This window comes from Sphingobacterium sp. 1.A.4, from assembly GCF_002734245.1.
GTDB classification, from domain to species: Bacteria; Bacteroidota; Bacteroidia; order Sphingobacteriales; family Sphingobacteriaceae; genus Sphingobacterium; species Sphingobacterium tenebrionis.
Genome location: NZ_PEAZ01000046.1, coordinates 1 through 13,329 on the forward strand (window position 1 = coordinate 1; position 13,329 = coordinate 13,329).

Annotated in this window: 14 protein-coding genes; 3 read left to right on the forward strand and 11 right to left on the reverse strand. The window is 39.7% G+C overall.

The window, feature by feature from the left end:
- From CRJ00_RS06985 to CRJ00_RS06995, 3 genes are all read right to left on the reverse strand, one after another.
- A partial coding sequence (locus tag CRJ00_RS06985; RefSeq protein WP_144038118.1) for a transposase occupies positions 1-370 on the reverse strand: 370 nt, incomplete at its 3' end.
- Positions 371-521: 151 nt separating this feature from the next.
- A complete protein-coding gene (locus tag CRJ00_RS06990; protein WP_099366154.1) occupies positions 522-3,350 on the reverse strand; it encodes a TonB-dependent receptor in 2,829 nt (942 codons plus the stop codon).
- A 77-nt stretch (positions 3,351-3,427) separates the two neighbouring features.
- Positions 3,428-4,648: a hypothetical protein gene (locus CRJ00_RS06995; protein ID WP_099366155.1), complete on the reverse strand. Its 1,221-nt coding sequence runs from the start codon at positions 4,646-4,648 to the stop codon at positions 3,428-3,430.
- Between the two features lie 255 nt (positions 4,649-4,903).
- Between CRJ00_RS06995 and CRJ00_RS07000 the strand changes: the two genes are divergently transcribed.
- The 3 genes from CRJ00_RS07000 to CRJ00_RS07010 are packed head-to-tail and all read left to right on the forward strand — an operon-like array spanning position 4,904 to position 7,518.
- Positions 4,904-5,551: an ABC transporter ATP-binding protein gene (locus CRJ00_RS07000; RefSeq protein ID WP_099366156.1), complete on the forward strand. Its 648-nt coding sequence runs from the start codon at positions 4,904-4,906 to the stop codon at positions 5,549-5,551.
- Between the two features lies 1 nt (position 5,552).
- Entirely contained in the window at positions 5,553-7,034 is a 1,482-nt protein-coding gene (locus CRJ00_RS07005; RefSeq protein ID WP_099366157.1) for an ABC transporter permease, read from the forward strand.
- A gap of 1 nt (position 7,035) precedes the next feature.
- Positions 7,036-7,518, forward strand: a complete 483-nt coding sequence (locus tag CRJ00_RS07010; RefSeq protein WP_099366158.1) for a hypothetical protein — start codon at positions 7,036-7,038, stop codon at positions 7,516-7,518.
- A 33-nt stretch (positions 7,519-7,551) separates the two neighbouring features.
- Here the strand turns inward: CRJ00_RS07010 and CRJ00_RS07015 are convergent, their stop codons facing one another.
- From CRJ00_RS07015 to CRJ00_RS07050, 8 genes are all read right to left on the reverse strand, one after another.
- Entirely contained in the window at positions 7,552-8,274 is a 723-nt protein-coding gene (locus CRJ00_RS07015; RefSeq protein WP_099366159.1) for a 16S rRNA (uracil(1498)-N(3))-methyltransferase, read from the reverse strand.
- A 10-nt stretch (positions 8,275-8,284) separates the two neighbouring features.
- Positions 8,285-9,598 (reverse strand): hemolysin family protein, encoded by a 1,314-nt coding sequence (locus tag CRJ00_RS07020; RefSeq protein WP_099366160.1) that lies wholly within the window; start codon positions 9,596-9,598, stop codon positions 8,285-8,287.
- A complete protein-coding gene (locus CRJ00_RS07025; RefSeq protein ID WP_099366161.1) occupies positions 9,588-10,208 on the reverse strand; it encodes an inorganic diphosphatase in 621 nt (206 codons plus the stop codon). Before CRJ00_RS07025 ends, CRJ00_RS07020 begins: the two co-directional genes overlap by 11 nt.
- Positions 10,209-10,215: 7 nt before the next feature.
- Positions 10,216-10,758 carry an inorganic diphosphatase gene (locus tag CRJ00_RS07030; RefSeq protein ID WP_099366162.1) on the reverse strand — a complete coding sequence of 181 codons (543 nt, stop codon included), beginning with the start codon at positions 10,756-10,758 and terminating at the stop codon, positions 10,216-10,218.
- Positions 10,759-10,766: 8 nt separating this feature from the next.
- The gene (locus tag CRJ00_RS07035) at positions 10,767-11,423 is read right to left on the reverse strand and encodes a DedA family protein (RefSeq protein WP_099366163.1); all 657 of its coding nucleotides are present in this window, start codon (positions 11,421-11,423) and stop codon (positions 10,767-10,769) included.
- A 10-nt stretch (positions 11,424-11,433) separates the two neighbouring features.
- Positions 11,434-11,847 carry an HIT family protein gene (locus CRJ00_RS07040; protein ID WP_099366164.1) on the reverse strand — a complete coding sequence of 138 codons (414 nt, stop codon included), beginning with the start codon at positions 11,845-11,847 and terminating at the stop codon, positions 11,434-11,436.
- A 150-nt stretch (positions 11,848-11,997) separates the two neighbouring features.
- Entirely contained in the window at positions 11,998-12,471 is a 474-nt protein-coding gene (gene greA, locus CRJ00_RS07045; RefSeq protein WP_099366165.1) for a transcription elongation factor GreA, read from the reverse strand.
- Between the two features lie 137 nt (positions 12,472-12,608).
- A complete protein-coding gene (locus CRJ00_RS07050; RefSeq protein WP_099366166.1) occupies positions 12,609-13,316 on the reverse strand; it encodes a response regulator transcription factor in 708 nt (235 codons plus the stop codon).
- Between the last annotated feature and the right edge of the window lie 13 nt (positions 13,317-13,329).

The following is a 13,329-nucleotide window of genomic DNA, read 5'->3' on the forward strand; positions in this document are numbered from 1 at the left end:
TTAACAGGTTCAATAGATCCATGTCCTTTAATCGTAGTTTACGGAATTTAGTGAGCGAACTTGGATTGATCACATCCTCCTCAGGAGCCATTTCAAGAAAATATTTAAAGGACATATCATATCTGGAGCGATCAACGACATCGACATCTGAAACGGTATAGATAGTCTTTAACAGAAGGTATTTGAACATCTTGATTGGACTTTCAGCGTTGCGTCCATTGGTCCGGCAATACTTCTCCAAAAGTTCGTCATGTATAAAACTGAAATCGATAAGATCGTTGATTTTGCGAAGTAGATTGTCTTTTGGGACAATGATATCGTACAATCCTGAATAGGAACTGAACTGTATTTTTTGTTGGGTAGAGAGCATCCTGATGTCCGTTAAAGCCTACTTTAAGATACGAAAAAAGGAGCAGAAAACTGTTGTTTTCTACTCCTTTTTTTGCCCAATCTAAAAGAGGACTTTTTCAGTGCCCTACAGATTTGGAGGCTGTTTTTTATGCGATATTATTTTCGTCTTCTTAGAAATTGTAAGAATATCCTACAGTGAATGTTCTTCTTGGAGCTCTAAATAAAAACTCCTTATCAGCAGATCCATAGGACTCATAGATACTTTTCTTCTCAGCTCCTAAGATATTTTCTGCACTTACTCTTAGGACGTTTCTTTGAGCTTGACCTAGTTTTTTCGACAAATTGAAATTCAGACTGTGAAACGGTTGAACATATACATCGGAGTTCTTTCCAAAACCAACCACTTCTAATGTCTTTCCTTGAACATTGTAAAAGATTCCAGTTTCCAAACCTAATGTGGTGCTGTTGTAGTTCAATCCAGCATTGATCAAATATGGAGACTGTCCTTGCAATACGCGGCTATCTTCGATGGTTTCACCTTCTCTAGCAAATTGTTGCCTTGATTGGTATTCACCGCCTTCAACCTTGCTCATATCAATTTTAGATTTGATGATAGATACGTTCGCATTTAAGCTTAGGCCTGTAAGGTCTTCAGAAATAAATCCAAAGTTTTTTCTAGCTTCAAATTCCAAACCATATACTTCTGCACTAGGAGCATTTCTTGGTGTAAAGTTTTCTGGAGACTCGAATGAATAAGCCACTAATTCAATAGGATCTTTGAACTTTTTGTAGAATGCACTTACGGCAAACATCTGTGCGGCATTCCCAAACATCTCATATCTTAAATCCAAATTGTTGATATAAGTAGGAACTAAATTGATGTTACCTAAAAACATAACTCCTGTTAATAAATCTGGGATCTGTACAACAGAAAGTTCTTTGAATGAAGGACGAGCGGTTGTTCTAGAGTAAGAAACCCTTAGGTTTTGGTTCTCTTGAACCCCATAAATCAAGTTAACAGATGGAAATAAATCAAGTTTATCAATGGTCTTTTTATTATCATAAACTTCAGAAGCCATGCTGTTTGTACCATTAAACAAGGTCAAATATTTTTCACCTCTTAATCCTACAATGGCTCTTAATTTTTCCATTGGTTTGAATTCAGATGACAGATAAGCCGCTAACGTATGTTGCGTAGCATCAAACTGGTTTTGTGGTTGTGACCTTCCACTAAAATAGTATCCTGAATTAGATTCCACGGTCCAAATATTCTCTGGTGTTAAGATTTGATTTGGATCTCCATTCAAATCCCTGGTGTTAACATTCAGATTCATGATCTGGTAGGTAGGGATACTATAATCTCTTTTCTTAAAGCTATATAATCCACCAAATTTCAATTGGGCAGCATTATCGAACAGTTGATGTTTTTTGATAAAATCAACTTTGTTGACAAGATTTACTTCTTTTAGGTTTCTCCAAATTCTATTAGGCAATCCAGCATCCGTATTAATGGACATGGAACCATCTGAATTTTTCACAAAAGTAGTCGAACGAATATCTTTGTCATTCACATGTGAGATGGTTGGAGAAACTTTCCATTCCGTTAAAAAGCTAGCATCTTCATTACTATGCTTTCCACTCAACAACAAATTCGTAACGTTTCTTTGGGTATATTCCAAATTCTGCTTTTGTGTATTGATCACATTAGAAATTCTAGTTTCTTGGTCAAAAACCGCGGCACTTGATTGTCCATTGGTAATGCTCAAAAGGTTAAGGGAATATTTAGATTTTTCCGTTTTATAAGTTAATCCCAATAATCCAGATAATAAAACATTATTAGAACCTAAATTACCGAATTGCGTTCTATCAGGTAAGATCTCGAACTCTGTACGTTCTTGAGGTTTTTGATAGATTCCATTCCTAAAATTTTGATAGAATTCCGTAGAGTTACGATAATCGATAGAAGCAATTAAACCCAACTTGTTTTCACCTACCTGGTATTGGTTTCCAAAATAGTAACCTAATGAAAAATTAGGTAAGCTAGTACTTGTTTTTGGGGCCATTAAAGGATTAAAGGTTTTTGTAATAGCTTCAATACCACTATTATCTGCTGAAGTTGGTCTTGGAAGATCTTCTTTTGGGTTTACATGTAGTTTTCTATTACCATCATCAAAACCTAGAAAATCAGTTTTACCACCTTTGTAATTTAAGTAATTATCATTAAAACTCATATCAGGGTTGACTCCTAGCGAGAAGCTAACTCCCATTTGTTTTTGTGATGGAAAATCTTTTGTTACAATATCTACTACCCCACCTGTAAAATCAGCAGGTAGCTCAGCAGAAGCTGATTTATAAACGATAACATTTTCCAAAATATTAGTAGGGAAGATATCCATTTGAACTGTGTTCTTATCTGGATCCAATCCTGGAATATCTACACCATTTAGAATGGATTTTGAATATCGATCTCCTAACCCCCTAACAAAGACGTATTTGCCATCTTGAACAGATACTCCTGGAACAGCCTTAACTGCCGCAGCAATATCTGAAGAACCACTTCTTTTGATAGATTGTGAAGAAAGACCGTCCATTAAGACTCCAGCGTTTTTCTGCATATTTAATACCGATGCTTCCGTATTTTTACGAGCAGACACAGTTACTACAACCTCACTGATCGCATTGGATTCACCGGATAAGGTTACATCCACTTGCACGACTTGACCTTGTTTTACAACAACATCTTTAATTTCTTTTGGGGCATACCCAAGATATTTTACCGTTAAGGTATGATTTCCAGCTGGTAATTCTAACGTATAATCACCTTCGAAATCAGAATTGGTGGATGATAGGTTTGGTACCGAAATCGTAGCGTTTGCTAAAGGGGCATTACCAGCATCATCTCTAATTGTTCCGCTTACTTTTCCAGATTGGGCATGTGCTGCTGCCGCAATGAAAATAAAGAATGATATTAAAAAAGTAAGTTTAGTAACTTTAAACATTTGAATGATTAAAAAAAGGATTTTAAAAAAATCCGCTTTCAGAAGAGAAAGCGGATATGTAATTTTTTATTAGGGTATTAGAATGCGTTTTTTGATTTGGCGTAAGTCCAACCAAATACGGAAACATTAGCTCCAGTTTTAGCGTCTGCAACTGCAGTGATGGCTTTAGCGTTAGAAACAAATTTAGCTTCTTCACCATTTGCACCATCGATAAATTTATCAAGTGTTAACCCTTGAGGTAAAACTGCTTCCCAGTTCGAGAAAGTAATTCTTCCAGCTTTCAATTCAGCTTGAGAATCTGCTCCATTTACTTTTACTGTAGAACCAGTACCAATATTATAAACAAGGATGTTTTTAAGGTTAGCAATTAACCCGTCTCTTAAATCAGCGATCTTGCTAGTATTATTGTTATTATTGATAGTGATATTTTCCATGGTAAAGCCTTTTTCTGTAGCTTTAGAACCTTCAGGGCCATCTAACTCTAACGCTGAATCGCTATCTTTACCTTTAATTACTAAGGCATTTTTGATAGTACCTGAGTATGATTGGTCAACATCTAAACCGTCATCACCAGCTGCCCAAGTCAACAAGTTAGTTGCGTTTACAGATCCACCGAACCACTCGATACCATCATCTTGGTTACCAACAATCTCGATATTTTCGATTACAGTTCCTGAACCTACTCCTCCAAGAGTTAAACCATTGATTTCGTTATCTTGTCCGATAGTGATACCACCGTGACGGATAGAGATATATTTTAATGAACCAGAGTTATCAGCTGCATTTGTACCACCATATTGGCCATAAGATTCGTTTGCAGGGATACCTTCGATTTGTTTAGTTTTCACATCACCCGCTACAGAAATAGGCGCATTACCTAAAACAATTACACCACCCCAAAGGCCAGTGTTCGCTTCTGTAAGGTTAGTTCCAGCTTTTTGACCAACTTTGATGTTATCATCAATCGACGTAAAGATGATTGGCTTGTCAGCAGTACCATTTGCAATTAACTTTGCGCCTTGGTCAACTACTAATGCAGATGCGTTAGCTTCAGTACCTTGAGCACCTTTAATAATTGTTCCTGGCTCAATTGTTAATGTAGTTCCTTCTGCTACAACTACTTTTCCTTTTAAGATATAGATATTCCCAGCAGTCCAAGTCTCATTTGCTGTAAGCAATCCACTTTTTTCTACATCTTTCCCAGGTTCAGGTTTTGGAGTTGGATCATCACTTGTTGAACAGCTTAATGTTACTCCTAATGAAACAATTGCTAGAGCAAAAAATAATTTCTTTTTCATTTATCTCAAATTTATGTTTTTTGTTGGGGCAAATATTGAGACAAAGTGTTACAACATAGTTAAGGATATATTATCTTATTATTAACAAGAGATTTGTTTACGGTAATAAGGTCGTTAAAGCTAAAAAATTGTTAAAAACACATTACATCGATTAACCTTTATATAGCTTTTGTAACAAGAAGCAGCAAATTGCCAACAATAATATTAATTCGCTTAAAAAGAGTAGAATTGTTAAATTGCAACAAAGTTTATTTTATGAGCGAAATCGTCCTACAAACTGCTGATCTTTCCTTTTCCTATCCAAAAGGAGCAAATCTTGCCTTTGAAGATCTGCAGATTTCCAATCAGCAACATACTTTAATCCTTGGCGAATCCGGTTCCGGTAAATCAACTCTTTTGAATCTTATCGGAGGATTTTCTTATCCAAGCACCGGTTCTGTAACAATTAAAGGTCAAAACCTCTATCAACTTTCCGAAAGTAGTTTGGATAGATTCCGGGCCAAGCATCTCGGATTTATTTTTCAGGAAGCTCATCTGCTGAAAAATCTTACCGTGATGGAGAACATCAAGCTTGCCCAATCGCTAGCAGGAGAAAAAGTAGATGAACATGCGATCATGTTGTTATTGGATAAACTTCAATTAGGATCATTTTCAACCAGGCTTCCAAATGAATTAAGTCGTGGACAGGTGCAAAGAGTGGCGATTGCACGGGCACTGATCAATAAACCGGCTATCCTTTTGGCCGATGAACCCACCGCATCCTTGGACGATAAAAACACCTATTTAGTGATCGAGCTCTTGAAAGCTTTGGCCTCCGAACAAGGAAGTACTTTATTGATATCCACGCATGACAAAAGATTAAAAGACGAATTCCAACATAATTATTTATTAGCAGCCCAATAAGATGAACACATTACAATTAGTCTGGAAAAACATTTCCCAACAATGGGGCTCCACCTTGTTAAGTATCATCCTAACAGCTTTTGGAGTTGCTATTCTTTGCAGTATATATATTACCAGCGATACGTTCGAAAAGCAATTGGACAATAACAGTAAACAGGTCGACCTGGTTGTAGGCGCAAAAGGAAGCCCATTGCAATTGATCCTATCTGCACTTTATCATATTGACAATCCAACTGGCAATATTCTTTTATCCGAAGCAGAAAAACTAAAGGATAACCCGATGATTGATATGGCGGTGCCCATCTCCCTTGGAGATAATTTCAAGGGCCACCGCATTGTAGGTACAGACACCAGTTTTATGACCATGTATGAGCTTTCCATCGCAGAAGGAAAAATCTGGAGTAAAAGCTATGAGGTGGTCATCGGAAGTGAAACTGCCAGAAAGAACAAACTTAAAATCGGCGATCAAATTCATGGCGCACATGGATTGGCGGAAAATGCACATATTCATGATGAGCATCCCTTTACGATCGTAGGGATCTTAAAACCTTCAGGTTCTATAGTAGATAATTTATTATTATCCAACCTGGAAAGTGTATGGGATGTACACGGTATTAAACATGATGATCATGACCATGACCACGAACATCATGACCATGAAGGGCATAATCATGATGCAGACAATCATGAGGGACACGATCATGCGGATCATGACCATGCACATACGGAAGAAGATCATGACCATGACCACGCAGCACATAGCCATGAGGATCACGACCATGCAGCAGATAGTCATGAAGGACATGACCACGCAGACCATGACCACGACCACGCATCTGAAGCAACTCAATCCGCTCCAGCAGACGATAGCATCGTTTCTGAAAGACCTAGGCCTAATGTCTTCGTAAAAAGCATCGCAGATGATGTAGTGAAAGATTCAGGATTAGAGATCACTGCGCTATTGGTCAAATACCGCACGCCAGCCGCAATCGGCGTGATCCCTAAAATGATCAACCAATCCACCAGTATGCAGGCAGCATCTCCTGCATTGGAAACTGCCAGATTGTTCTCCCTATTAGGTGTAGGAATAGATTCTTTGGAAATCTTAGCCTATGTCATCATGATCATCGCCGGTCTTAGCGTCTTTATCAGTTTGTACAATGCGTTGAAAGACCGTAAATACGACCTAGCCATCATGCGTGCCATGGGAGCAAGTAAAATTAAACTATTCACCTTATTGATTGTCGAAGGCTTAGTGATTACGGCGATTGGAGGCATTCTAGGCTTGATCTTAGGTCATCTTGGACTATATTTCATCAGTACGCAGACCAGTCAAAGTGCTGATTTTATCCAGGCTTTCCAGATTTATAGCAAAGAATGGTTAATTTTGTTGACAGCCTGTCTGATTGGTGTAGTTGCATCGATCATTCCAGCTATCAAGGCGTATGGTACCACCATATCAAGTATTTTAGGAAGTAAATAACATGAAAAAAATCATATTGAGTTTCTTGTTGCTGATCATAACAGTAACATTCGCAAAAGCACAGATCGGAAATTTTGGTGGGGAACAGATCCCTGACCACACCCCGATGATGAACAAAACCTGGGAAGCAATCGATAAAATGATGTATAAGGTATCCACCCAAGGAAATAAAAAGGTGTATACCCCAACCTACCCACCGGTATTGAAGAAACTAGAAAACACCATTGTCGATCTTCCGGGCTATATCGTTCCCTTGGTTTCAGGTAGAAACCACAGCACCTTCATGCTTTCGGTCTTACCGATCACCCAATGCCAATTCTGTGGAACTAATGGTATTCCACCAATGGTGGAGATCTTCATGAAAAAAGGAACAGTGAAGTTCACGGATGAACCGATCAAAATAAAAGGAAAAATGGTCTTCAATCCGGAACCATTAAAAGGAAATGCAGAAATCCAGATCGTGGATGCTGTGTTAGTCAACTAGAAAAGACAAGAAAATGAACCTACGGTTGAGGAATTAACCCCGGTTAAGCAGCGCGATTTCCGTACAAGCATATAAGGCAGCCGTTTCTGTGCGTAATCTGGCTTCTCCAAGAGAAACCGGAACAAAACCTACAGAAAAGGCTGTTTCTATTTCAGATGGCGAGAAATCGCCCTCAGGACCAATCAAAATCAAGTAATCTTTTCCAGCAGGAAATTCCTGATTCAGGTATTTCTTTGCCTCATCCTCCTCACAGTGTGCTATAGCCTTAAAAAGGCCCTCTACAGCCCCCATCTTCCTTACAAACACATCAAAGGCTACAGGCTCGTTTATCAAAGGCAAATAAGCCTTTTGCGACTGCTTCATGGCGGATACCAATACTTTGTTCAAGCGATCTATCTTCACATCCTTCCGCTCGGAATGCTCCGAGATCAACGGCGTGATTTCCTGGATGCCGATCTCTCCGGCCTTCTCCAAGAACCATTCGATACGATCGATGTTCTTCGTTGGTCCTACAGCAATATGCAGATGATAAGCAGGTTTCTGGAAATCTCCTGTATAAGAAAGAATGGTTAATAACGTTCGTTTTGGATGTGCGTCTAAAATTTCGGCAAGGAACAAACCGCCCCTACCATCTACCAATTGCACCTGATCTCCAACCTGCATACGAAGCACCCGAACAGCATGCTTACTTTCTTCCTCAGAAAGCTGATACTGCTTTTGATCAGTTTGTATATCTGCGGTGTAAAATAAATGCACGGGTATTCAATTAATCTTCTTCGTCGTCGTTGGCCGTCTCGATCAGATCCAACTTCACAAATTCAATATTCTGTTGGGTCTTTTTGATGATGGTAAATCGGTAACCCAATTCTTCCGTACTATCGCCCACATCAGGGATCTTTTCGAACAGATGGCTCACCAATCCCGCAACCGTGTCATAATCCGAGCTTTCGGGAAGCTCCAATGGCAAATAGCCATTCGCATCATGAACACTGGAACCGGCATCCACCATGAATTCCGTTTCAGAGATCTGCTCCACTACTGGAGTCTCCTCATCGTACTCATCCTGGATCTCACCTACCAACTCTTCCACAATATCCTCCAAGGTCACCATACCGGCTGTACCACCAAATTCATCCAATACAAAAGCGATCTGGATACGCTTCAACTGGAACTCGGTCATCAAATCATTGATCTTCTTGGTCTCCGGGATGAAATAAGGTTTCCGCATGATGTTGCGCAGCACCACTTCCTTGCCTTTCACGACCAAGGGCAGGATGTCCTTGGTGTGGACAACCCCAATGATCTGATCAATATTATCGTCATAGATCGGAATACGGGAATAGCCCTCTTCCGTCACGGTATTGATAAAGTCCTCTGCCGTATCATGCTGTTCAACAGCGATGATCTTCGTGCGGGGAACCATAATGTTCTTCACGATACGTTCGTTGAAATCAAATACATTCTTAATCAACTCATGCTCAGAAAAATTCAACGCACCACTTTCCTTACCTTTCTCCAATAAGTATTGTAACTCTTCGGAGGAATGGCTTGATTCATGGCCACTGACCTGTATACCGATCAGGCGTAACAGGAAGTTGGCAAAACCATTCAGACACCAAATAATCGGGCGGAAGATATAATAGAAGAATTGCAAAGGAAGGGCAATCTTCATCGTGGTGGCCACAGGTTTCTGGATCGCGATCGACTTAGGAGCCAATTCACCAAAAACAATATGTAAAAAGGTAATGATACTAAATGCCAATACGTGGCCAAGGTTAGTCGCTAATTTACCGGATAATTCCACATTAAAGAACCCAAAGATCTGGTTAACGATCTGGGTCATCACTGCTTCACCGACCCAACCCAGGGCTAGGGAAGCCAAGGTAATACCCAATTGCGTAGCAGCCAGGTAACCATCAAGATGTTCGGTGATATTCTTGGCGATCTGAGCCACTTTAGAGCCCGATTTAGCCTGTAACTCGATCTGGGAGGCACGAACCTTTACAATAGCGAATTCGGCGGCAACGAAGAATCCGTTAGCCAGCACAAGAAAAATAGTCCAAAATATATCAATTGCCATGATGAGGTTTTATTTGACCAAATTCTTTCTTATATAATTCTAAACTCTCTAAGATAATAGTTTGTGCGGAGTCTCGCCCACTTATTTTTTCGATTTTTACGGTTTTTCCTTCCAAGGTTTTATAGTTCTGAAAGAAATGAACAATTTCCTTCATGGTTTGTTCTGGTAAATCTTTGATATCCTTGTAATGGTTTATAGCGGCATCATGTTTGGCGACAGCAATTATCTTGTCGTCCTGATCACCAGAATCGGTCATTCGCATCACGCCGATTACTTGTGCATCCACCAAACTGGCTGGCTGTAATCCTTCGGAGCAGATCACCAAAATATCCAATGGATCCTTATCGCCACAGTAAGATTGCGGGATAAATCCATAATTGGTGGGGTATACCATGCTTGTCTTCAATATTCGATCAAGCTTTAACATCCCCGATTCTTTATCAATCTCATATTTCGTTTTGCTCCCCTGTTTGATCTCGATCACAGCGGTTACAGAACGAGGAACATCCTTGCCAGGAGAAACCCTGTGCCAAGGATGTTGCTGAATATCTGTAATCCCAACACTATTTGACAATACTAGGCATATAGACCAAAGTAGGTTAAGATTCATAAAAATATTATTTGTTTCTAATCTCGGTATTGTAAAGTTCTACGCTCTCCATGATTACTTTTTGAGCATATGAACGTCCGTAAAGATTTTCAATCGATACGTTTTTACCTTCCAAAGCTTTGTAATCCTGGAAGAAACGAACAATCTCCTTCATGGTATGCGGAGGAAGTTCAGAAAGATCGTTGATGTGGTTTACCGACATATCGTGTTTCGCAACAGCGATGATTTTATCGTCTTGTTCACCATTATCGATCATGTGCATAACACCAACCACTTTCGCTTCGATCAAGCTCATTGGATAAACATCTACCGAACATAACACCAAGATATCCAATGGATCCTTGTCATCACAATACGTTTGAGGAATGAATCCATAGTTTGCTGGATACATCACGGATGAAAATAGAACGCGGTCCAATTTGATCAAACCACTGTCCTTATCGATTTCGTATTTCGCTTTTGAACCTTTTGGGATTTCAATAATGGCATTAACGGAATTTGGTAAGTCCTCACCAGGAGACACTTGATGCCAAGGATGTTGTGTACTCATTTAATTTTCTACTGTTTGTTTATTTCGTCTTTCGTTTTTCGATTCTTCAACCATTTCTTCAATAGGGCGATCGCAATCGGTAAAAATGCAATAGCAATCAATCCTACGATGATATATTCCACATAATTAATGATGGAAGGGAATTCTATTCCTAAATAATAACCTGTCAATGTCAATAAGGATACCCATAAAAGCGCCCCTAATACATTATAGATTACGAATTTTTTGAAGTTAAGTTGCACTACTCCAGCAAATATCGGGGCAAATGTACGAATAATAGGTACAAAACGACCTATGATTAATGCAGTTCCACCATATTTCTGGAAAAACTCCTCGGCCATGATCACATATTTGCGCTTGAACAAGAAGCTATCCTTTCGTTTAAAGAGCATAGGGCCCGTTCGATGACCGAACCAATAGCCCGTGAAATTACCGAGTATCCCCGCCCCCAGGATACCAAAATATAGGGTTACGATGTCAACATCAATTTTATTCAGGGCACAGAATAGGCCCGCTAGGAACAGGAGGTAATCACCAGGTAGGAAGAATCCAAAAAAGAGTCCAGTCTCAGCAAATACAATAAGGCAAACGATGTAAAATCCACCGTGGCTTAATAAATATTCAGCATCTAGTAATTGTTGAAAAGACAACAAGTATTCTTGCATATGTTTTTAGTTAAGCAGGATTTGTGATGGAAGAGATTGATTCACGAATCTTCTCAGCGATATCCGACATCAATTGATCTTCCAGTTTCAACTTGGGTTTTTCAAAGTTCATGTCATGAACATTATTCAAAGGAATCAGATGGATGTGCGCATGTGCCACTTCCAATCCTACTACCGCTACCCCTACTTTCTTACATGGAAAGGCATTCTTGATTCCTTGAGCAACGATTTTAGCAAAAACCCACATGCCCATATATTCTTCATCATCGATATCGAATATATAATCTGTTTCCTTTTTCGGTATCACTAGCACATGACCTTCGGCCAATGGATTAACATCTAAAAAGGCTAGGTAATCATTACTTTCGGCAACCTTATGCGCTGGGATCTCACCAGCTATAATTTTTGAAAATATTGTAGACATAAACTACTCGTTTTTCGTGAGTAACAAAGATAAGAATTTTCTGTACATCTCGACGGCCTTTTTGACCGCTAAAAAAAATGCCCCCAAGATTTGGAGGCATTCTCATAAATTACATACGGTTATGGCAAACCGCACATAACCTGAATAAATTTATCGGGAAATCTCTAAGACTTCCAATTCCATTTGACCAGCAGGCACATCCACCTTCGCGACGTCACCTACCTGCAGGCCTAAAAGACCCTGTGCAATTGGCGACTTCACCGAAATACGCCCTGCCTTCAGGTCAGCTTCCGTTTCGGAAACCAACTGATAGGACATCACTGCCCCGGTCTTCTTGTTTTTAATCTTTACGAAAGAAAGTGCGAGCACCTTCGACGTGTCCAGATTGGACTCATCGATGATTCGTGCAGAGGCCAAAACCTCTTCCAATTTCGCGATCTTCGCCTCGTGAAGCCCTTGAGCTTCTTTTGCAGCATCATACTCTGCATTTTCCGACAAATCTCCCTTATCACGAGCTTCTGCAATTGCCTTCGCAATATTTGCTCTTCCTTCTGTTTTTAAGTATTGAAGTTCTTCCTTTAATTTGGTCAAACCTTCTTCGGTGTAATACGTTACTTCTGCCATAATATTAACCCTTTACGCGATCTTTAATGAATAATTTTAATTAACAAAAAAAAGACAAGACCACACTATCCAAATAAGGACAACATGGTCTTGCTCTTCTGACGAAGATATATAAAATATTTTAATAAAACAAATTTTTAGGCGGTTTCCTCGCCCTCGTCGTTGATAAATTTATATCCTAATCCACGCACCGTCTGTAGGTAGAATGGTTTGTCCGGATTGGTCTCGATTTTCTTACGCAACCGCACCACGTGCATATCTAAGGTCCTGGTATTCACATTGGAACTATAGCCCCATACCACTTCCATTAACTCTTCCCTCGTGATATCACGGCCCTTATTCTGCAGGAAATGAAGTAGGATACGGTTCTCTAAGATGGTCAACTCAATCTTCTTGCCATCCCTGATCAGGGAATGCACATTCGGATGGTGCTCGGTATTGCCAAAGTGGTATACTTCATTCTGCGATTTCGGCACGAAAAAGCGCACCTTATTCTCGATCATGGCAACCAACACGTCCATGTTGAACGGTTTCGTGATGTAGTCGGTAACTCCGAAGCTGTAGGCATCAATCTTATCAATGTCCTGTGATTTTGCCGTCATCATGATGATGATGTTCTCAAACCCTGCCTTCCTAACCGATTCACACACATCAATACCTTCTTTCCCGGGCAGCATCCAATCCAACAGAACGATGTCTGGACGCTCATCCAAGATGATCTTCTCGGCTTCTATACCATTATTTGATTGAATAACCTGAAAATTCTCTGTCTGGAGGCGATGACTTACCAAGAAGCGTAAGTTATCATCATCTTCAACAACTGCAATTTTTATATCTTTATTCATAGTTTGCTTCGAA